15 protein-coding genes are annotated in these 20458 nt (G+C 72.2%); 4 read left to right on the forward strand and 11 right to left on the reverse strand.

Features of this window, described 5'->3' with window-relative positions:
- A complete protein-coding gene (locus HNR07_RS00765) occupies nt 1-741 on the reverse strand; it encodes a TetR/AcrR family transcriptional regulator (RefSeq protein WP_184360585.1) in 741 nt (246 codons plus the stop codon).
- A gap of 196 nt (nt 742-937) precedes the next feature.
- Between HNR07_RS00765 and HNR07_RS00770 the strand changes: the two genes are divergently transcribed.
- Nucleotides 938-1618 (forward strand): class III extradiol dioxygenase subunit B-like domain-containing protein, encoded by a 681-nt coding sequence (locus HNR07_RS00770; protein WP_184360588.1) that lies wholly within the window; start codon nt 938-940, stop codon nt 1616-1618.
- A 33-nt stretch (nt 1619-1651) separates the two neighbouring features.
- Here the strand turns inward: HNR07_RS00770 and miaA are convergent, their stop codons facing one another.
- Nucleotides 1652-2644, reverse strand: coding sequence for a tRNA (adenosine(37)-N6)-dimethylallyltransferase MiaA (miaA, locus tag HNR07_RS00775; RefSeq protein WP_184360591.1), 993 nt, complete (start codon nt 2642-2644; stop codon nt 1652-1654).
- A 142-nt stretch (nt 2645-2786) separates the two neighbouring features.
- Between miaA and dapF the strand changes: the two genes are divergently transcribed.
- Nucleotides 2787-3602 (forward strand): diaminopimelate epimerase, encoded by an 816-nt coding sequence (gene dapF / locus HNR07_RS00780; RefSeq protein ID WP_184360594.1) that lies wholly within the window; start codon nt 2787-2789, stop codon nt 3600-3602.
- 52 nt (nt 3603-3654) lie between these two features.
- On the opposite strand, the gene HNR07_RS00785 is transcribed toward dapF, so the two are convergent.
- From HNR07_RS00785 to aceB, 4 genes are all read right to left on the reverse strand, one after another.
- Nucleotides 3655-4995 carry a (Fe-S)-binding protein gene (locus HNR07_RS00785; RefSeq protein ID WP_184360597.1) on the reverse strand — a complete coding sequence of 447 codons (1341 nt, stop codon included), beginning with the start codon at nt 4993-4995 and terminating at the stop codon, nt 3655-3657.
- A 47-nt stretch (nt 4996-5042) separates the two neighbouring features.
- A complete protein-coding gene (locus tag HNR07_RS00790) occupies nt 5043-6275 on the reverse strand; it encodes an FAD-binding oxidoreductase (protein WP_184360600.1) in 1233 nt (410 codons plus the stop codon).
- Nucleotides 6276-6375: 100 nt separating this feature from the next.
- Nucleotides 6376-7908: an FAD-linked oxidase C-terminal domain-containing protein gene (locus HNR07_RS00795; RefSeq protein WP_246420014.1), complete on the reverse strand. Its 1533-nt coding sequence runs from the start codon at nt 7906-7908 to the stop codon at nt 6376-6378.
- Between the two features lie 235 nt (nt 7909-8143).
- Complete coding sequence (gene aceB, locus HNR07_RS00800; protein ID WP_184360603.1) at nt 8144-9748, reverse strand: malate synthase A; 1605 nt, start codon at nt 9746-9748, stop codon at nt 8144-8146.
- A 335-nt stretch (nt 9749-10083) separates the two neighbouring features.
- Between aceB and hflX the strand changes: the two genes are divergently transcribed.
- Nucleotides 10084-11628: a GTPase HflX gene (hflX, locus tag HNR07_RS00805; protein ID WP_184360606.1), complete on the forward strand. Its 1545-nt coding sequence runs from the start codon at nt 10084-10086 to the stop codon at nt 11626-11628.
- 614 nt (nt 11629-12242) lie between these two features.
- On the forward strand, nt 12243-13451 hold the full coding sequence (locus HNR07_RS00810; RefSeq protein ID WP_184360610.1) for an amidohydrolase family protein: 1209 nt from the start codon (nt 12243-12245) through the stop codon (nt 13449-13451).
- An 80-nt stretch (nt 13452-13531) separates the two neighbouring features.
- Here HNR07_RS00810 and holA read toward each other — a convergent pair whose 3' ends face one another.
- The 5 genes from holA to HNR07_RS00835 form a co-directional block, all read right to left on the reverse strand.
- Nucleotides 13532-14494, reverse strand: coding sequence for a DNA polymerase III subunit delta (gene holA / locus HNR07_RS00815; protein ID WP_017579584.1), 963 nt, complete (start codon nt 14492-14494; stop codon nt 13532-13534).
- 198 nt (nt 14495-14692) lie between these two features.
- Nucleotides 14693-17023: a ComEC/Rec2 family competence protein gene (locus tag HNR07_RS00820; RefSeq protein WP_184360613.1), complete on the reverse strand. Its 2331-nt coding sequence runs from the start codon at nt 17021-17023 to the stop codon at nt 14693-14695.
- Between the two features lie 5 nt (nt 17024-17028).
- Nucleotides 17029-18573, reverse strand: coding sequence for a ComEA family DNA-binding protein (locus HNR07_RS34570; protein ID WP_246420015.1), 1545 nt, complete (start codon nt 18571-18573; stop codon nt 17029-17031).
- Between the two features lie 293 nt (nt 18574-18866).
- Entirely contained in the window at nt 18867-19136 is a 270-nt protein-coding gene (gene rpsT, locus HNR07_RS00830) for a 30S ribosomal protein S20 (RefSeq protein ID WP_017579588.1), read from the reverse strand.
- A 250-nt stretch (nt 19137-19386) separates the two neighbouring features.
- Nucleotides 19387-20379, reverse strand: coding sequence for a hypothetical protein (locus tag HNR07_RS00835; RefSeq protein ID WP_184360616.1), 993 nt, complete (start codon nt 20377-20379; stop codon nt 19387-19389).
- Nucleotides 20380-20458 lie beyond the last annotated feature (79 nt).

A 20458-nucleotide genomic window follows, 5' to 3' on the forward strand; every position in this document is an offset into this window, starting at 1 on the left:
CTACGTGGTGCGTTTGACGCGTTTCTGTTCCTGGATCTCGTCGGCCAGACGCCCGCGGAGCCCCTCGAAGAGGGTGATCGCTCCTGCCTGTACGTTCCGCATCGCGTTCTCGGAGACGTCCTGTTCCAGGAGCAGTCGGACACTGCGTGCGATCAGGTCGGCCCTGGCCGCGCGATCAGGGATGGCAAACCCCTGCTGGGCGAGCAGGGGTTCGGAGACCAGGTATCCGATGACGGTGGTGCTGTAGACGTAGTACTGCTGCTCCGCCGGGATCCGGGAGCTCAGCACCCCGTGCTCGGCCAGCAGGCCCCAGTAGTCGCGCAGGACCTTCTGCCGTGCCTCGACCAGGTCGCCGACCAGGTGGGCGACACTGCTGCTGATCGCCCCGAGGGCTTCGGTGTCGTCGGTGTAGAGCCCTCGGATGATCGGGGACTCGAACTGGAGCAGGTAGATGTTGCGGGCGATCTCGCTGGGCCGGATGGCGTCCGGTTCCTCGCGCAACAGTGTGATGAGGCGGCTCACCATGCTGAACTGGGCGCGCAGGACCACGGTCAGGAACAGCCGATCCTTGGTGGGGAAGTGCAGGTAGACGGTGCCCTTGCCGATACCCGCCCGGCGTGCGACGTCGTCGATGGTGGTCTTGCGATGGCCCCAGGCCACCATGAGCTCCTCCGCCGCGTCGAGGATGCGGTCGGCCCGTGCCTCGCGTTCGGTGGGGGCGGGGTTGGCGGACGGGGACACCTGCGGCTCCTTCGGTTCGTGTGACGCCGGCGGTGGCGCCCACCAGCGCTGACGCGACGACCATATCCACACCCCCGATCCCGGTTCTGTCTCGCCGTCCGAACCTATGACTGTGTGACTGAATTTCAAATTCGGTCACACAGTCAAAGCTAGGCGAGGAAACGCCCGTTGGCAAGGGTGGCGATAGCCTCGCCTTGTGTTGATCGCCGCTGCCGTGTGCCCCCATCCGCCCGTACTGTTCCCCGAGGTCGCCCAGGGGGCCGCACCGGACCTGGCGGCCCTGCGGGAGGCCTGCGACCGGGCCGTGGCCGGGCTCGGCGCCTGCGAGGCGGACCTGCTCTACGTGGTGGGGCGGGGGCCCGAGGAACGGCATTACGGCCGCGACGCCGGGGGAGACCTACGCGACTTCGGAGCGGATGTGCGGGTGGGGCCGGAACCGGCGGTGCTGGACCTGGCCGCCACCACCGGCCGCTGGCTGGCCGAACGCTCCGGCCTGAGCCCCGACGGCTACCTGGAGGTCTCCTCGAAGACCGCTCCGGAGCGCGCCCTCGAACTCGGCGCCGCGCTGGCGGCGGCGGGGGACCGGGTCGCGCTGCTGGTCATGGGGGACGGCAGCGCCCGCCGGACCGAGCACTCACCCGGATACGTGGACGAACGCGCGATCCCCTACGACGACGCCCTCGCCGACGCCCTGGGCAAGGCGGACACCGCACACCTGGCCGGGCTCGACCCCGAGTCGGCCCGCGAGCTCATGGTCGCCGGGCGCCCCGCCTGGCAGGTGCTGGCCGGTGCGGCGGGGGAGAGCCCGCTCACCGGTGACCTGCTCGCCTACGAGGCGCCCTACGGCGTGGGGTACTTCGTGGCCGCCTGGTCCTGAGCCCGCGCGGGCCCGAACCGAAAGCGGCGCGGGTCAGCGCTGGGAGTGGGGCAGCAGCGTGGCGATGTCCACCAGGGCCTCGCCGGGCTCCTCCACCCTGCCTGCCAGAGCCGCCTCCACCTGGGCCATCGCCCGCTCCAGCAGGTTCGTGGCGTCGTAGGGCAGCCAGTGCACGCGCGGGTCGCGGCGGAACCACGACTCCTGGCGGCGGGCGAACCGGCGGGTGGCCTGGGCGGTCTGCTCCTTGGCCTCGGTCTCGGTGATCTCGCCGTCCAACTGGGCGAGCGCCTGCGCGTAGCCGAGCGCCTTGGACGCGGTGCGGCCCTCGCGCAGCCCCTGCTTGTCCAGGCGGCGGACCTCCTCCAGCAGCCCCTGGCCCCACATGCGCTCGACCCGCAGGTCGATGCGCTCGTCCAGCTCCGGGCGCGGGGCGGTCAGCCCCAGCTGCACGCACGGGTAGAACGAGGTGTGGTCGGGCAGGTTGGCGGTGAAGGGCTGCCCGGTGAGCTCGATGACCTCCAGCGCCCGGACGATCCGCCGCCCGTTGCCGGGCAGGATCGTACGGGCCGCCGCCGGGTCGGCCTCGGCCAGCCTGGCGTGCAGCAGCCCGGGGCCGATGTCGGCCAGCTCGCCTTCCAGCCGGGCCCGAACCTCGGGATCGGTGCCGGGGAACTCCATGTGGTCCAGGACCGCGCGCACGTACAGCCCGGAACCGCCCACCAGGACGGGAATGACGTCGCGGTCCGCGCAGTCGTCCACCCGCTCCCGGGCCAGGGTCTGGTAGCTGGCCACGTCGGCCGGTTCGTGTACGTCCCAGATGTCCAGCAGATGGTGGGGGATGCCCCGGCGCTCCTCCTCGGGGAGCTTCGCGGTGCCGATGTCCATACCCCGGTACAGCTGCATGGAGTCGGCGTTGATCACCTCGCCGCGACGACCGGTGCGTTCCTCCAGCCACTCCGCGAGATCGACGGCCAGGTCCGACTTGCCCACAGCGGTCGGGCCCACGACCGCGATCACCTTGATCATCCCTCCAGCGTAACCACGTCGGACCCGCTCTGGGGCCACTCCGGGTGAGAGACGGGTGGGAATCGGGTGACGGACGGGTTACTGACCGGCGGCCGAGCGTCTCCGTTCGATCGCCGGGGAGCGCGCACCTAGGATGGTCGGCATGCGATTCGCCAAGGGCCACGGAACAGAGAACGACTTCGTGATCCTCCCCGACCCCGACGGGGAGCTCCAGGTCACGGAGGAGACCGTCCGGCTGCTGTGCGACCGCCGGGCGGGCATCGGCGGCGACGGCATCCTCCGGGTGGTGCGCACCAGCGCGCTCGGTGAGACGCTCGCCCCGGCGGCCCGCACGGCCGAACGCGCCGAGTGGTTCATGGACTACCGCAACTCCGACGGGAGCATCGCGGAGATGTGCGGCAACGGGGTACGGGTCTTCGCCCGCTACCTGCTGCACGCCGGCTACGTCCGGGGCGACCGCTTCGAGGTCGGTACCCGCGACGGCGCCAAGGGGGTCGTGATCGAGCCCAACGGCGACGTCACCGTAGACATGGGCCGGGTCGAGCGCCAGGGGGCCTCCTCGGCCAAGCTCGCCCGTCAGGTCGTGCACGGCGCCCAGATCTCCGTGGGCAACCCGCACCTGGCCTGCGAGGTCGAGGGGCCGGTCGCCGACGTCGACCTCACCCAGCTCCCCGAACTCGACGCTGAGGCCTTCCCGCAGGGAGCCAACGTCGAGGTGTACACCGAGACCGGCCCCGGGGTGCTGGAGATGCGCGTGTACGAGCGCGGCTCCGGCGAGACCCGCTCCTGCGGTACCGGCATCGTGGCGGCGGCCGCCGCGGCCACCCCCGAGGGCGAGGGCGCCACCTGGAGGGTGCGGGTGCTCGGCGGCGAGTGCACGGTCTACCTGGACGCCTCGGGCGCCCGCCTGAGCGGCCCCGCCGTCATCGTCGCGGAGGGCGAGACCGTCCTCGTGTAGGACCCGGTTCCGCGGCCGGGCACCGGCCCGGGCATCGGTCTGGGCCCAGCGGTCAGCCCTTCCCGAAGAGCCGCTCCGCGCTCAGGCCGCGCAGGGAGGCGTCCAGGAGCTGAGCGGTGTGGGCCACCGCGACCGACGAACCCGCGCGCTCCATCGCCGACGCGATCTGCAGCGAGCACCCGGGGTTGCCCGAGACCAGGACCCGGGCCCCGGTCGAGGCCACGTCCTGGCCCTTGCGGTCGCCCAGCTCACCCGCCGCCTGCGGCTTGAAGAGGTTGTACACGCCCGCGGACCCGCAGCAGATCTCCTTGTTGGGCAGGTCCGCCACCTCCAGCCCGGGGATCTGCCGCAACAGCTCACGGGGCTGGCGGGTGACCCCCTGGCCGTGCGACAGGTGGCAGGCGTCGTGGTAGGCCACCCGCAGTGGGATCGGGTGGCGCTTCGCGCGCGGCCCCAGGGCGACCAGGTACTCGGTCAGGTCCACGACCTTCTCCGAGACCGCCCGGCCCCGGTCTACCCAGGCCGTGTCCGCACCGGCCTCCGCCAGGGTTCGGTCGAAGTGCTTCATGCTGGACCCGCACCCGGCCGAGTTCACCACGATCCGCTCCACCTGGCCGGCCTCGAAGACCTCCACCAGCCGCTTGGCGAACCCGGCGGCCTCGGCGAGTCGGCCCGAATGGCCCGACAGCGCCCCGCAGCACCCCTGGGCGCGCGGGATCACCACCTCGCACCCCTCCAGGGCCAGTACCCGGGCGGTCGCGGTGTTGACCTCGGGGAAGAACGCCCCCTGCACACAGCCCACGAGCATGCCCACGCGCGCCCGGCGCTCACCCACGGCGGGTACCAGCTCGGGCAGCGGGGGCGGCGGCGCCGACAGCGGCGGGGCGACGCGCTCCATGGTGGCCAGGGTCGGTGAGATCCGCTCCAGGATCCCGGACCGGCGCAGCAGTGAGGAGACCCCGCTGGCCCGGTAGGCGCGCAGCGGTCCGCGCAGCGCCCGCAGCCGCCTGCGGTACGGGAAGAGCGAGAACACCGCCCCGCGCAGTACGCGCTCACTCCGGGGGCGTTCGTGCTCCTCCTCGACCCGGTGCCGGGTGTGCTCGATGAGCGCGTCGTAGGCCACCCCGGACGGGCAGGAGGACACACACGCCAGACAGCCCAGACAGTTGTCGAAGTGCCCGACCGCGGTCTCGGTGAGCACGTCCTCCCCGTGCATCTGCCCCATGAGGTGGATGCGGCCGCGCGGGGAGTCCATCTCCTGGCCCCACAGCACGTTGGTGGGGCAGGTGGGCAGGCAGAACCCGCAGTGCACGCAGTCGTTGAGCAGGTCGGCGAAGAGCCGTTCGCGCTCGCCGGGACCGCCGCTGTCCGGTTCGGTCGGTAGGTCGGTCACGGTCGCTCCCAAGGGTCGGGGTCATGGCGATCGGCGGTCGGACGAGGTCAGATGCCTCCGGTGAACCGGCCGGGGGACAGGCGGTGACCGGGGTCGAACGAGTCCTTGACCGCCCGCATCAGCCCCAGGCCGGGCACCTCTCCCCAAGGGTCGATCCCGGCGGCGCGCACGTGCGGTTCGGCGCGCAGCAGCACCAGCGGGTGGCCCTCGGCCGAACGCACCCCGTCGACCACCAGCCTGATCCGATCGGCGGGCGTCCCCGGCGGGAAGGTCACGGACAGGGCCCCGGTGGCGGCCGAACCGCGCACGTGCGCGCCCGCGTCCACCACTCCGGAGACCTCCCGCACCCAGTCGGCCGCGGTGACGCTCCGCGCGGGCGGGGCCGTGACCAGGGCGACGGTGCCTTCGGCGGGCAGCAGTCCCCAGCCCTCGGGCAGCTCCTCGGTGACGACCGGCCCTTCATCCGAGGTCCAGGGGGCCAGCGCCCGCGCGGTCGCGGCCACGCGCGCCTCGAGTCCGCCGGGGGTGCCCTCCAGCACCACGTCCAACCGCCCCGGGCCGCTGGCGGGCCAGTCCAGCTCCACCGCAGAGGGCACCACCGCCGTCTCGCGCAGCGCGGACAGAGCCTTCTCCGCGGGGATCAGGGAGTCCAGGCGAGCACTCACCAGGCGTAGCGCCTCCGGGACGGGGTGCAGCCGGAAGGCGGCCGAGGTGATCACCCCGAGCGTGCCGTACCCGCCGGTGTGCAGCTTGGCCAGGTCGTACCCGGCCACGTTCTTGACCACCCGGCCGCCGCTGCGCGCCAGCACCCCGTCGGCGCGTACCACCGTCATTCCGATCACCAGGTCGCGCAGCGCCCCGGAGAGCAGGCGGCGCGGGCCGCTCACTCCCGTGGCCAGTGCCCCGCCCACCGTGCCGCCGGACCGGACCGGGTCGTAGGACAGGCGCTGTCCGGCGGCGGCCAGCGCCGCCTCCAAGTCGGCCATCGGGGTGCCCGCACCGACCTCCACCACCAGGTCACCGGCGTTGTGGTCGATCCACGACAGCGCCGAGGTGTCCACCAACAGGTCCAGGGAGCGCGGCGGCCAACCCCAGTCCAGGGCGGTTCCGGCGCCGCGCGCGGTCACCGAAAGCCCGCCCCGGTGCGCGGCCGCCATCACCCGGGACAGGGAATCGGCGTCGGAAGGCACCGCCACCTGCCGGGGCACGACCCCGCACACGGCGTCCTCCGCGGCCGCCTCCCGCACCGCGCAGCCCTCGACGTCCAGGTTCTGTGTCACCCTCGGCCCTCCCGGCCCGTGTCGGTCGTACTCGCGTCCCTACCCGCCCCCGTGGCCGGGCCGCCGCCCGGGTCGCGACCCCGGCCGCGGCCAGGACGGATCAGAACTGCTCGGCCTCACCGGACTCCACCAGCGGGTGCACACCCGCGCGGACCCCGGGCCGTTCACCGCACAGGCGGGGCGTGGGCAGCAGCTTCTCCGGGTTGGCGATCCCGGCCGGGTCGAAGGCCCGCCGGAACAGGTCGAAGGTCTCCAGGGACGCGCCGTCGTACATCCGCGGCATCTTGCAGGCCTTGTCCACCCCCACCCCGTGCTCACCGGTGATGGAACCGCCGTGCTCGATGCACAGGTCCAGGATCGCCCCGGAGACCTCCTCGGCGCGTTCGCCCGCGCCGGGTTCGGTGTCGTCGAACAGCACGAGCGGGTGCAGGTTGCCGTCACCCGCGTGGAAGACGTTGGCGACCCGGATACCGGACTCGGCCGACAGCGCGGCGATCCGGCCCAGCACCTCGCCCAGCGCGGTACGCGGCACGACCCCGTCCTGGACGATGTAGGCCGGGCTGATCCGGCCCACGGCGGCGAAGGCGGACTTGCGGCCCTTCCAGATGAGCGCACGCTCCTCGGCACCGCTGGCCGCCCGGGTCTCGAAGGAACCGGCGTCCGCGCACAGGGCGGTGACCCGCTCCAGCTGGGCGTCGACCTCCGCCGCCGGTCCGTCCAGCTCCACCACCAGCACGGCGGCCGCCCCCGCCGGGTAGTCGCAGGCCACAGCGCGCTCGGCGGCCTCGATGGCCAGCGCGTCCATCATCTCGATCGCCGAGGGCAGCACCCCGGCGGCGATGATGGCGCTGACCGCCTGTCCGCCCGCGTCGAGCGAGGTGAACGCGGACAGCAGGGTGACGGTCTTCTCGGGGGAACGGGTCAGTGAGACGGTGATCCGGGTGGCCACGCCCAGGGTGCCCTCGGAGCCGACGAACGCCCCGATGAGGTCGTAGCCGTGCGCGCCCGGTGCCTTTCCGCCCAACTCCACGACCTCACCTGCCGGGGTGACGATCTCCAGGCCGCGCACGTGGTTGACGGTGAACCCGTACTTGAGGCAGTGGGCGCCGCCGGAGTTCTCCGCGACGTTTCCGCCCACCGAGCACACCTGCTGGCTGGAGGGGTCGGGCGCGTAGTAGTAGCCGTGCGGGGCGGCGGCGCGGGTGATGTCGAGGTTGGCCACGCCCGGTTCGACCACCGCGCACTCGTTGTCGAGGTCGATCTCGAGGATGCGGCGCATACGCGAGGTGACCAGCAGGACGCCCTCGGCGTGGGGGAGCGCTCCCGCGGACAGTCCGGTGCCCGCCCCGCGCGGGACGTAGGGGACGCCGTGCTCGGCGCAGAGCCGGATGACGGCGGCGACCTGGTCGGTGGTGGTCGGCATGACCACGACACCGGGGGTGGAGCGGTGGTAGGTGAGGCCGTCGCTCTCGTAGACGCGCCGCTGGGAGGGGTCGGTCAGTACGCCGTCGGCACCGCAGATCTCGCGAAGCCGGGGGACCAGGGCGGCCAGCGCCGCGGGTGTGCGGTCGCGGGCACCGGAGTCGCCCGGCGTGCGAGCGGAACCCCCGGGTCGGGGTGCGGTCGTGGCCATGGGCGCCTCCCGGTTCCGTACGGAGAACGCCGCTGGGCCCCGTTCTCCGACTGCGACCTCGCAAGTGGACCGTACGACCGCGCCCCCTGCCGAGGCAAGGGGCGCGGTGGAATCAGTATTTCGTTTTATGAAACTGCGTTTTATGAAACTGCGTTGCGCGAAACCGACGAATCGGGCTGGCTCCGTCCAGGTTGGCCGCGCTGGACGGTACGCCGTGGCTCCGGTTCGGTTTCGGCTACGGCATGCGCTCGTAGGCGGGCAGCGTCAGGAAGTCGACGTAGTCGTCGTCCAGCGCGACCTCGGTGAACAGCTCGCTGGCCTGCTTGTACAGGTCCTCGTTGAAGTTCGCGCCGAGGGCCTCCTTGATGGTGGCCAGCTCCTCGCCGATGATCTGCTTGACCAGCTCGGCGGTGACCTTCTCGCCGCCGTCCAGCGTGACGTCGTTGTGCAGCCACTGCCAGATCTGCGAGCGCGAGATCTCGGCGGTGGCGGCGTCCTCCATGAGGTTGTGGATCGCCACCGCGCCGTTGCCGCCCATCCACGCCGCCAGGTACTGCAGGGCGACGTTGATGTTGGCGCGCAGACCGGCGAGCGTGACGCCGCCCGGGGTCTGGTCGACGGCGAGCAGGTCGGCGGCGGTCACCTCGACCTCGGGGCGCTGCTTGTCGATCTGGTTGGGCTTGTCGCCCAGGACGCCGTCGAAGATCTCCTTGGCGACCGGGACCAGGTCGGGGTGGGCGACCCAGGAGCCGTCGAAGCCGTCAGCGGACTCGCGGGACTTGTCGTCGCGGACCTTGGCGAAGGCGACCTTGTTGACCTCCTCGTCCTTGCGGGACGGGATGAAGGCGGCCATACCACCGATGGCGTGGGCGCCGCGCTTGTGGCAGGTCTTGACCAGCAGCTCGGTGTAGGCGCGCATCATCGGGGCGGTCATCGTGACGGCGTTGCGCTCGGGCAGCAGGAACTTGCGGCCGCGGGTGCGGTGGGTCTTGATGATGCTGAAGAGGTAGTCCCAGCGGCCGGCGTTGAGGCCGGCGGAGTGCTCGCGCAGCTCGTAGAGGATCTCCTCCATCTCGAACGCGGCCGGGATGGTCTCGATCAGGCAGGTGGCGCGGATGGTGCCGCGGGGGATCTCCAGGCGCTCCTGCGCCAGCACGAAGATGTCGTTCCACAGGCGCGCCTCGAGGTGGCTCTGCATCTTCGGCAGGTAGAAGTACGGGCCCTTGCCCTTGGCGATCTGGCGCTTGGCGCTGTGGAAGAAGTACAGCGCGAAGTCGACGATGCCGCCGCTGGTGCGCTCGCCGTCGACGAGGATGTGCTTCTCGTCCAGGTGCCAGCCGCGCGGGCGGACGACGATCGTGGCCAGCTCGGAGTCCTCCTTGAGGGCGTAGGTCTTGCCCTGGGGGGAGGTGAAGTCGATCTGTCGGTCCAGGGCGTCGCGCAGGTTGAGCTGCCCCTGGATCATGTTCTCCCACAGCGGGGTGTTGGCGTCCTCGAAGTCGGACAGCCACACCTTCGCGCCGGAGTTGAGCGCGTTGATCGTCATCTTGCGGTCCGTGGGACCGGTGATCTCGACCCGGCGGTCGGTGATGCCCGGAGCGGGCGGGGCGACCTGCCAGCTGTCGTCCTCGCGGATGTGCTTGGTCTCGGGGAGGAAGTCGAGGTCCTCCCCGGCGGCGATCTGTTCCTCGCGGGTCCTGCGAGCGGCCAGCAGTTCCTGGCGGCGCGGCTCGAAGGTGCGGTGCAGTTCGGCGACGAGGGCGAGGGCGTCCTCGGTGAGGATCTCGTCGAACCGTTCGTTGAGGGGGCCGGTGATCTCGACCCCGTGCGTGGCGCCCATGGAAAACCTTCCGCAATACGAAACGAGCTTCTGGTATGTGGAAACGAAGCTACTATCTTGATGTCGAGCGGTCAACGTCACTCGCGCCCTTGATCAGTGAAGATCTTCCCGTGAAAGGAAAGAACACCAAAGTTCTGTGGGAACTTTTGCGTTTATTCAGTTGCTGATCTACTCCCAGGTTCTCACGCTCCGCGCGGGGTCATGGTGTCCGTCACGTTGCCTGCGATAATTCAGATGCCCAGGTCGGGCGGAGGTGCGAGCATCAAGAGCACGGGCCGCCGTCCCCGCTCCGGGAAGAACCACGACGGCACACGCGTTGACCCACCTGGAGGGATATGAATACAGCTGACACCCACGGAAGCGACCACGCGGGGCACCACGCCCACGACGAGGACGTATTCCGTGAGGCGAACACCGTCGGGGACGGGGTCCACGCCAACGACGCGTCCCGCGAGGCCACGGCCGACGGCGGTCATCGCTACGACGACCCGAACAACGCCCCCGACCAGGGCGAGATGGAGCTGGCCGAACGGCACGCGCTCCGCCGCGTCCAGGGCCTTTCCACCGAACTCACCGACGTCACCGAGGTCGAGTACCGGAAACTGCGCCTGGAGCGCGTCGTCCTCATCGGCGTCTGGACCAGGGGAAACCAGACCGACGCCGACAACTCACTCACCGAGCTGGCCGCCCTCGCCGAGACGGCGGGCGCCCTCGTGCTCGAAGGCCTCACCCAGCGCCGCTCCAAGCCCGACCCCGCGACCTACGTCGGTAAGGGCAAGGCCGCGGAACTCCGCGACATCGTCGAGGCCACCGGCGCGGACACCGTCATCTGCGACGGTGAGCTCACCCCGGGCCAGCTGCGCCAGCTGGAGGACGTCGTCAAGGTCAAGGTGGTCGACCGCACCGCCCTGATCCTCGACATCTTCGCCCAGCACGCCAGCAGCAGCGAAGGCAAGGCCCAGGTCGAACTCGCCCAGCTCAACTACCTGCTTCCGCGCCTGCGCGGCTGGGGTGACTCCCTGTCCCGGCAGGCGGGCGGCTCCGGCGGTGGCGGCGCCGGCGGCGGCGTGGGCCTGCGCGGTCCCGGTGAGACCAAGATCGAGACCGATCGCCGACGCATCAACGACAAGATGGCGAAGCTGCGCCGCCAGCTCGCTCACATGCGGACCGCGCGCGATGTCAAGAAGGACGTCCGCCGCACCCGCGAGGTGCCCTCGGTGGCGATCGCCGGATACACCAACGCGGGCAAGTCCAGCCTGCTCAACCGACTCACCGGAGCCGGGGTGCTGGTGGAGAACGCCCTGTTCGCCACCCTGGACCCGACGGTCCGTCAGGCCCGCACGCCCGACGGCCGCGGCTTCACCCTCAGCGACACGGTCGGCTTCGTCCGGCACCTGCCGCACCAGCTGGTGGAGGCGTTCCGCTCCACCCTGGAGGAGGTCGCCGACTCCGACCTGATCCTGCACGTGGTCGACGGTTCGCACCCCGATCCCGAGTCCCAGATCAGCGCGGTCCGCGAGGTGTTCGCCGAGATCGAGGCCGTGGACGTGCCCGAGCTCATCGTGGTCAACAAGGTCGACGCCGCCGACCCGGACACGCTCAAGACGCTGCGCACCCGCTACCCCGACCTGGTCGAGGTCTCGGCGCGCACCGGCGAGGGCGTCCCCGAACTGGTCACGGCACTGGCCGAGGCGCTGCCCGAGCTCGCCAAGGAGGTGCACGCCCTCGTCCCGTACTCGCGGGGCGACCTCGTGGCCAAGGTGCACGAGGAAGGGCGCATCCTCAGCGAGGAGCACACCGGGGAGGGTACGGCGCTGCACGCCTTCGTCCCCGCGCTGCTCGCCGCCAGGCTCGACGAGTACACGCCCACCAACGCCTAGCCGAACAGGGCTCAGACGCCTGAGTGAGGGCTGGGAACCACACGGCCGGGGTACCCGCGGGGTGCCCCGGCCGCGCTGTGTCCGCGTGCGGTGCGGCAGGCGCGGAGCTTGGGCGGGGGTGTGTCCCTCAGCGCGGACTTCGGCGGTGTTCTTCGGTTTCCTGCCCTGATCGGCGCCGGAACAGGTCTCTGTCACGGGCAGGTGGCCGGTGGGATGCATGTGCGAGGGAAGGCACGTGCGTCACATTCATGTTTTTTCGGGGCAGTGAGGCCGACGGGGGTAAACGGGGAAGGCCAGTTCAGTGCGGGTGCGGGTGTTCTTCGTCACTCTGCGGGCTTGCGAGTTTCAGTCCGGAACGCTCGCATTCGTCCCCGCGGGGAGGTGTACATGGAGTCCGCGGATGGACTACGGTTTTGGAGCACTGGCCGACAGTGATCGCGGTCCCCCTGCGGCCGACGCGAACCCCCACTGTCACGGCACCGCGCGGCGACCCCGAATCGCCCACGGACCTGTCGGAAGCGCATCCAGATACGAGGTCGCCATGTCCGCCCGTGTACCCCACGCCCCTGCCCCGTACACACCACGGTGGCACTGACCGGCGAGGGCGGACCCCCATGACGGTAGTACTCCTCACCAATATCGGTCGGCTGTGGACCGGGAACGAGCTGCTCACCAAAGCCGCCGTCCTGATGGACAACGACCGGATCGCCTGGGTCGGCCACGCCGCCGAACTGCCCCAGCGCATCCCCGGCGTGATGGAGGACCTCACCGACGTCGACGAGGTCGTCAACATCGGCGGCGGCCTGGTCACTCCCGGGCTGGTCGACGCCCACTGCCACCCCGTCTACGCGGGCGACCGCTACGCCGAGGTCAACATGTGGGCCAAGGGGGCCAGCCGCGCGGACATCTTCGCGGCGGGCGGCGGGGTCTCCACGACCGTCACCATCACCCGGGGGACCGACCCCTGGACGCTGTGCAACGCGGTCCGCGAACGGCTGCGGCACTGGGTGCTGTCCGGCAGCACCACCGTGGAGGCCAAGACCGGCTACCACCTCACCCGGGACGGCGAGCTCGCCGACGTGCGCCTGCTGCGCTCCCTGGAGGAGGAACCGGGCATGCCGCGCCTGCACGTCACCTTCTTCCCCGCGCACGGGGTCCCGCCCGAGTTCTTCGGCCGCCCCAAGGAGTACGTGGCCACCGCCGCCTCCTGGCTCAGCGACGCCGCCATGGCCGGAGCCGACGGCGTGGACGTGTACTGCGACAACCAGCAGTTCACCACCGAGGACGCGCACATGCTCCTGAGCGTGGGCCAGTCCGTGGGGCTGCGCACCACCATGCACGCCTGCTCCCGGCCCCGGCACGGGGCCGTCCGGATGGCCGCCGAGATGGGCTGCTCCTCGGTCGACCTCGTCCACGAGGCCGACGACCAGGACCTGCTCGCCCTGGCCGCCACCCGAACCCCGGTCGTGGCCTGCCCCGCCACCGCCCTGCACGAACGCCGCACCCCGCCGGTACGGGCCCTGCTCGACCACGGCGTCCCCGTGGGCCTGGGGACCGACCACAACCCGGGCCAGTCCGGCACCACGTCCATGCCGCTGGTCATCTCCCTGGCCGTCTCCATGTTCGAGATGACCGTGCAGGAGGCCCTCAACGCCGCCACGGCGGGCAGCGCGCACGCCCTGGCCCTCAACGACCGCGGCATGATCGCCCCCGGCATGCTGGCCGACCTGGTCCAGTGGGACGCCGACCACGAGGGCGCCTTCGCCTGGTCCATGGGCCTGAACACCCTCCGTGTCTGGCAGGGCGGCCGCACCATCCGCTGAGCCGGTCCGGGGCGGCCAGGAGCGGCCGCTCCCGTCGCCTCAGCGGGTTCCCGGCTCTGGACCACCTTCAGTGGCCCCGTTCAGCGGGTGCCGCGGGCGCGGGCGATCTCGATCACCGCGCGCTCCAGCGCGTACTCGGGGTCGCGTCCGGCGCCCTTGATCAGCGCGTCGGTCTCGGCGATCACCGCCATCGCCCGGGTCACTCCGGCCGCGCTCCAGCCCCGGGCCTGCTGGCGCAGGGTGCGCAGCTTCCACGGCGGCACCTTGGCGCGCTTGGCCAGGTCCGCCTCGCTCACCCCGCGCGGCGGCTGGGCGGCCACCGCGATCCCCCGCACGGCACCGGCCAGGGCGCTGTTGATCAGCACCGGGGCGGTCCCCACCGCCAGCGACCAGCGCAGCTGCTCCAGGGCCTCGGGCAGGCGCCCCTCCACGGCCCGGTCGGCCACGCTGAACCCGGAGGCCTCCGCCTTGCCTGAGTGGTACCGGGCCACCGCGGCGGCGTCCACCCTGCCCTCGGTGTCCGCGATCAGCTGCGTGCAGGCCGCGGCGATCTCGCGCAGCTCGGTGCCGACCGCGTCCACCAGGGCCTGTGCGGCGTCAGGGGTGATCTGCCGCCCGGCCGAGGAGAACTCGCCCTTGACGAAGGCGACCCGCTCGGGTCCCTTCGTGGGGCCCTTGCAGTCCACCCGCTGGGCCCCGGCCTTCACCGCGGCCTGGAGCAGCGCCTTGCCCTTGGCCCCGCCCGCGTGGGTGAGCACCATGAACACGTCGTCGGCGGGAGCCTTGAGGTAGTCGGTGACCGTCGCCGCCAGATCCTTGACCAGGTCCTGAGCGGAACGGAGCACGACCACCCGGCGGTCGCCGAACAGCGAGGGGGAAGTGACCTCCACCAGGGTGGACAGGCCCACCTGGGAGGGCACGAGGTCGTGGACGTCCACCTCGGGGTCGGCCTCACGAGCCGAGGCGACGACGGCGGCCACGGCCCGGTCGACGAGGAGCTCCTCGTCGCCGACGATGAGCGTGATGAGGGCGGGTGCAGGCATACAACGAGCATGCCACGCCCCACCGACCAGCCGGTGCCCAAAACCCGGACCCCGCCCCGAATCACCCCGTTCCCGGCCCCGACCCCCACCGCCGCTCGCCCGGCCCCGTGCACCCGCCTGCGGCCGCCGGGATCTCCGCGGCCTGTGTCCCTCCAACTCCATCGTCCATGTGCGCGCTCGCCAGGCCTCCTGCCTCGGTCAGTGGTCCGGGTCCGGGCCCCGGGCGGCCACTCGGACCGGGCCGCCCAAGACAGCGATGTCTCCGTCGAGGTCGGTGCGCGCGTTCACCTGGGCCACCCGCTCCAGCACGCCCAGCGTGAACGGGGCCGGGTGGCCGTAGGAGTTGTCTCTGCCCACCGAGGTCACAGACACCTGCGCCCGGGTCGCGCTGAGGAAGGCCGGATCCTGGGTGCCCGCGCCGTGGTGGGGCGTGGTCAGCACCGTCACGGCGAGCAGCTCGGCCTCCGGTCCGCGCACGAGCCTTCCCTGCGCTTCCTCCTCGATGTCTCCGGTCAGCAGCACCGACATCTCCGGCCCCTCGGCGCGGATCACCACCGAGGTGTCGTTGAGCGACCCGACGAACTCCGGATCCGGCCAGAGCACCCGCAGCAGCCACGGTCCCACCCGGAGGTGCTGCCCGCTCTCGGCCGCGGTCAGCGCCACCCCCTCCTTGGCGAGCAGAAGGCCAACCGCGCTCTCCTCGAACCCCGCCGGGGCCAGCGCCGCCGACACCCGCCGGTGGCGCAGTACCCCGGGTGTGCCGTCGACGTGGTCGGCGTGGTCGTGGCTGAGCACCAGCAGCGGAACCGCGCGCACCCCCAGCCGCTCCAGGCAGCCGTCCACCAGCTCCGGGTCGTCCCCGGTGTCGAACACCACCGCCTCACCCCTGGCGGAGGACAGCACGAACGCGTCCCCCTGTCCCACGTCGCAGGCGACCAGCGCCCACCCGGCGGGCGGCCAGCCGCCCGGGACACAGCGGGCGGCCAACCCCAGGACCAGCACCGCCACCATCACGGCGGCGATCACCCGCCGGGTCAGCCCTCTGGTCAGCAGCAGCACCACCACGACCGCGGCCAGCAACAGCCCGCCCGCCACGTCCGAGCGCCAGGGCACCGCACCGTAGGGGACCCGCGCCCCGGTCTCGGCCACCAGGGCGAGCCAGGACACCCCCAACCCCGGCAGGTGCACCAGGAGCGCCGCGGCGTCCGGCCAGACCGAGGCCAGCGCCGCCAGCGCCGACCCCGCCACGGTCACCACCGCCACCACCGGCGCGGCCAGTACGTTGGCCGGAACCGTCACCCAGGACACCTCCCCGGACAGCAGCACCAGGACCGGCGCGACCGCCACGTGCGCGGCCACCGCGACCGCGAAGGCCTCGGCCACCGGTCTGGGCCACCGCGCCGACCACGCCCGGGTCCAGCCCGGCACGAGCACGAGGATGCCCGCCGTGGCCAGCACCGACAGCGCGAAACCGTAGGAGGCGGCCAGCCCGGGTGCCGCGAACAGCACCCCGACCACCGTGGCGCACAGTGCTCCCATCCCCGCCTGCGTCCGTCCGGTGGCCAACGCCAGCAGGCCCAGCGACCCCATGAACGCCGCCCGCACCACGCTCGGCTCAGGTCGGCAGACCAGGACGAAGATCCAGATCATCAGGGCACCGCCCAGCACCGAGCACCAGGTCGGCGCGCGCGTCCAACGCGCCACCCCGAGCACGAAACCGGTCAGGATCGCCAGGTTGGCCCCGCTGACGGTCAGCAGATGCGTCATCCCGGTGGCCCGGAAGTCCTCGGCGGTGCGCTCCGGCAGCGCCGACACGTCACCGACGATCAGCGCGGGTAACAGCCCCCGCTCGGGCTGGGGCAGCTCCGCCGCGGCCCCACGCAGGCCGTCGCGCACACCTCCGGCGAACCCCTGGAGCCGCCCCGGCTCGGTGACCCCCTCCGGCGGGCCCCGCACCGGGACCAGGGCGGCGGTCAGCCGGTCCCCGTCCGCGGCCAGGAAGGCTCCGTGTGCCTCGAAGGACTGGCCGGGCAGCAGGTCGGCCCAGCCCGGCCCGGAGGCCAGTACCACCACCGGCGCCCGTGAGACGTGCTCCCGTCCGTCCACCCGCACCCACTCCGTGCGCGCGGACACCACCCACTCGGCCCGGCCCGGGCGCGGCATGCCCGCCCGGGAACGCGGATCAGTGGTCACCACCGCCCGGAAGGCCGCCTCCCCGCCTCGCTCCACGGCGCTCACCGCCGCGCTCGACGCCGTCCCGTGCACGTGCGCGCCGGCCACCGCCGCCACCGTGGCGCCGCACAGCAAGGTCGCCACCAGGGTCAGCGCGGGGGCCTCCCAGGGCAGGCGGATCGCCGTGAACACCGCCAGGGCGGCACATCCCAGCACCCCCGCGCACAGCCAGGCCAGCCAGGGCGGGGCGGCGAGCGCACCCAGGGCGGCCGACCAGGCCGCCACGGCGGGCAGGAACAACCTCAGGTCCGGCGGTCGGTCCAGGCCGTGCGCGTCGGTGCCCAACCAGGTCACCACGGGCCTCACCCCACCGTCACGAGGGGTTCGAGGCTGCTGAACGTCTTCTCCGCGATCCCGTCGACCCCGAGCAGGTCCTCCACGCTGCCGAACGAGCCACCGAGGGATTCCCGGTGCCTGATGATCTTCTGGGCCTTCTTCTCCCCGATCCCGGGCAGGGTTTCCAACTCCGCCTGCCCGGCCTGGTTGAGGTTGACCAGCGATCCGCTCCCCTCCGGGCCCGCTCCCGCTTCCCCTTCCGCCTGGGGGACGCCCACCAGGATCCGCTCACCGTCGTTCAGGGTCCGGGCCAGGTTCACCAGGTCCAGGTCGGCGTCGGGCAGCGGCCCGCCGGCCTCCTCCACCGCGTCGGCCACCCGGGAACCCGCGGGCATCGTGTAGATCCCCGGCTCGGCCACCTCCCCGCCCACGTGCACCACCACGTCCCCGCTCGGCGCCGCGTCCGGCCCTCCTCCCTCGCTCCCGGGAGCCTGCCCGGCTCCGTCCGGGACGGTCGAGGCATGATCGCCCTGGCCCTGCCCCGCAGCGGCGGACTGGTTGACCAGTTCGGGCACCGTCACCTCGCCCGGCCGCTCGCGCAGCACCAGGAAGGCACCCGCCACCGCGATCAGCCCGAGCACCAGCAGGGCCGCCACCGCCCGCCGGGACAGCGAGGCCTGGGGGCCCCACCGCTCGGCCACCCGGTCCAGCACGGTACCGGGGGCGTCGGGGTCCAGCTCCGTGTATCCCGAAGGCGGTCGCGCCGCCTCCGGACGCCGCCGATGCCGCCCGCCCGACGGTCCCTCGGGCTCTTCCGCCGAAGGCGGCTCAGGCCCGCTGCCCTCGCTCCGGCCGTCAGAGGAGGGCCGCCCCCCACGGCCGTCGCGAGTTCCCCCGCCGCTGCGGGGCCTCGGACCGTTCTGCTGTTCCTGCTCCGGAGGGTCCGCCGGGCCGTGCCCGCTGTCGCCGTTCCAGCTGACCGAAGCGGGGTGCTTGTCGCGGTCTGCGCGGGTTACCCGGCTGAGGTGCCCCGGCCCCTCTCCGCGGACCTGCGCCGGGGGTGTCGTTTCGCGTTCGCCGTTGGCGTCCGGGCTGGTGGAGGAGGGCTCCTTCGCGTGGGTGTCGCTTCGGGGCGCTTCACCGGCCGGGGCCCAGCCGTCCTGGGGTTCCCCTCGCGGGGGAGGTTCCCGCCAGGGGCTTTGCGCCGGCGGGGTTCGGGGGCTGGGGCGACGGGCGCGGCGGTCCAGCCGCAGGCGGACGGTGGGCGCCTCCTCCGGGCCCTCCGTATCCCCTTGGCCCCCTCGGGCGGCTGGGCCGCGCGGTTCGGGCGTGGCTGACCACAGCTCGGCGGGGGTGGGCCTCGCAGGTCCGGGCCGGTAGGGGGTGGTGGCCTCCCCGATCGCGTAGGGCGCGCTCGGGACGGCTTCCTCGGGGGAGGTTTCGGTGGAAGCACGGGGGATTCGGGCGCGCAGCCGCCGGGCGGTGGGGGAGGCGTCCAGGCCGAGCGCGCGGAGTCGTTCCTCGGGATCTGACTGTGGAGGTTTGCGCCGTGACCGACGCGAAACGGTCATGAATCCAACGCTAGGCAGCGGGCAACGCCCTGTCAGCAGCCGTTTTCCATCTGTGGATAACTTCCGCCGGGCGGACCGGGAGCCCATCGGGTGTGGTGGACACGCCGGGGCTGGGGGAGCGGACGCCCCCCGGTGCCGGGCAAAGCAGGCCGAGGGTCGGCGCGCCAGCGGCGGGGCAGATGCCTGTGGACGACTCTCGGTCCCGGCCCCGGGGCCCGGCGCGGGGGCCGGAAACGGCGAAGGGCCCGGTCCTGGTGGACCGGGCCCTTCGGGAAGCCTTGTGCTTGTCGTCCTTAGGCGGACTGAAGCGCGTCCAGGCGCTTGGCGATCGCGCTCTTGCGGTTCGCGGCCTGGTTCTGGTGGATGACGCCCTTGCTGCTGGCCTTGTCCAGGGCGCGAGCGGCCTCGCGCTGCGCGATGGTGGCCTGCTCGACGTTCCCGGCCTCGGCAGCCTCGCGGAACTTACGGATGGCAGTCTTCAGGGAAGAGCGCACCGCCTGGTTGCGGATACGAGCCTTCTCGTTCTGCTTGATGCGCTTCTTCTGCGACTTGATGTTCGCCATGCGAAAACGTGCTCCAGTTACTGTGATCATCGCGTCTGGCGAATAGGCGGCTCATCTCACGGGCAGCCGTTCCATGAGAGGCCTGCGTGGGCGCCGACGCAGGGTGTGTGTGAGTCCACAGGGCTCTTAACCGAACGTGGATTTCCGAGACACGGACTTCTTATTATGCCGTACCCGGCGGACTGCTTGGGACTCCGCGGCCGCACCACACCATCCGGTGCCTGCCGGGGCAGCCCCACCGCTCCGGCGGTCAGCCGCTCTGTTCCAGCGGGTTGAGCCACGCGGTGCGGAAGGCGGTCAGGTCCCCGTCCCCGGCCTCGTCCACCAGGTAGAGGGACACACCCACGGTCATCGTCTCGGGGACCTCCTCGGCCTGGGTCAGGCCCAACCGGACGGCGGCGAGCGCGGTCAGCGCCGTCTCGTTGTCGGCCGTCGGCCCCCACCGCTCACTGTCGTAGGTCGGCACCCCGAACCGCACCGTCACGTCCTCGTGGTTGCGCAGTGCCGTCACCGACTCGGTCACCTGACGCACCATGAACCCGCCGTACAGGCCCGCCGTGGGCATCTTCGCGCCCACCCCGGGCAGCACGATCTCGTCCGCGTGCTCGCCCACCCGCTCCAGGTACCCCTTGGACCAGTACTTCTCCTCGCCGCCCGCGATGAAGGACGGAACCCGGCCGCCCGGCATCAGCTCCACGTGCTGGGCCCGCACCGACAGGACCCGGTCCTCGCCCAGTTCCTCCCGGACCAGTTCCACGAGCGCGGGCAGGGAGGGGTCGTTCACCGTCACCGGGCGGACCTCCAGGTGCACCCCGGCGAACCCGTCGGCCGCGACCCCGGCCGCCTGGGCGGCCATCCTCTCGCGGGCCTCGGCGTCGAAACGGTCCCGGATCAGCGACGAACCCGACTCCACGTGCCGCAGCCAGGCCAGCGCCGACACCTCGGGGAAACGCGCGTCCAACCACGACAGCAGCGCGTCGGTCTCCGGAACCCGCTCCACGGCGCCCTGCGCGTCCACCTCGCCCGCGTACACGTACAGAGTGCTCACCGCGCCGGTGCCCAGCAGCTCCTCCAGCGCCTCGGTGTCCTCCCACGAACCCACCCACGCCGCGTCCGCCCCCTGCGAGGCGGCCCACTCCTCGGGGGTTCCGGAGTACTGGTAGGACAGCAGCGCGCCCGCGCCCACCAGCACCACCAGGACCGCCGCCACACCGGCCAGCAACCGCTTCAGAAGCCACTTCACCCGTACGCCACCCGTTCCCGTCCGGTATCCGCCTTGCCGTGCACCCGTTCCGTCCGGCTGCCCGCGTCGCCCGTTCCCG

This window comes from Nocardiopsis metallicus, assembly GCF_014201115.1.
Classification (GTDB): domain Bacteria; phylum Actinomycetota; class Actinomycetes; order Streptosporangiales; family Streptosporangiaceae; genus Nocardiopsis; species Nocardiopsis metallicus.

Coding starts and splice junctions, on each gene's coding strand:
- aceB (WP_184360603.1), bottom strand. CDS start 9,748: ATGGGCGCCACGCACGGGGTCGAGATCACCGGCCCCCTCAACGAACGG.
- holA (WP_017579584.1), bottom strand. CDS start 14,494: ATGCCTGCACCCGCCCTCATCACGCTCATCGTCGGCGACGAGGAGCTC.
- HNR07_RS34570 (WP_246420015.1), bottom strand. CDS start 18,573: ATGACCGTTTCGCGTCGGTCACGGCGCAAACCTCCACAGTCAGATCCC.
- hflX (WP_184360606.1), top strand. CDS start 10,084: ATGAATACAGCTGACACCCACGGAAGCGACCACGCGGGGCACCACGCC.
- dapF (WP_184360594.1), top strand. CDS start 2,787: ATGCGATTCGCCAAGGGCCACGGAACAGAGAACGACTTCGTGATCCTC.
- rpsT (WP_017579588.1), bottom strand. CDS start 19,136: ATGGCGAACATCAAGTCGCAGAAGAAGCGCATCAAGCAGAACGAGAAG.
- HNR07_RS00795 (WP_246420014.1), bottom strand. CDS start 7,908: ATGGCCACGACCGCACCCCGACCCGGGGGTTCCGCTCGCACGCCGGGC.
- miaA (WP_184360591.1), bottom strand. CDS start 2,644: ATGATCAAGGTGATCGCGGTCGTGGGCCCGACCGCTGTGGGCAAGTCG.
- HNR07_RS00810 (WP_184360610.1), top strand. CDS start 12,243: ATGACGGTAGTACTCCTCACCAATATCGGTCGGCTGTGGACCGGGAAC.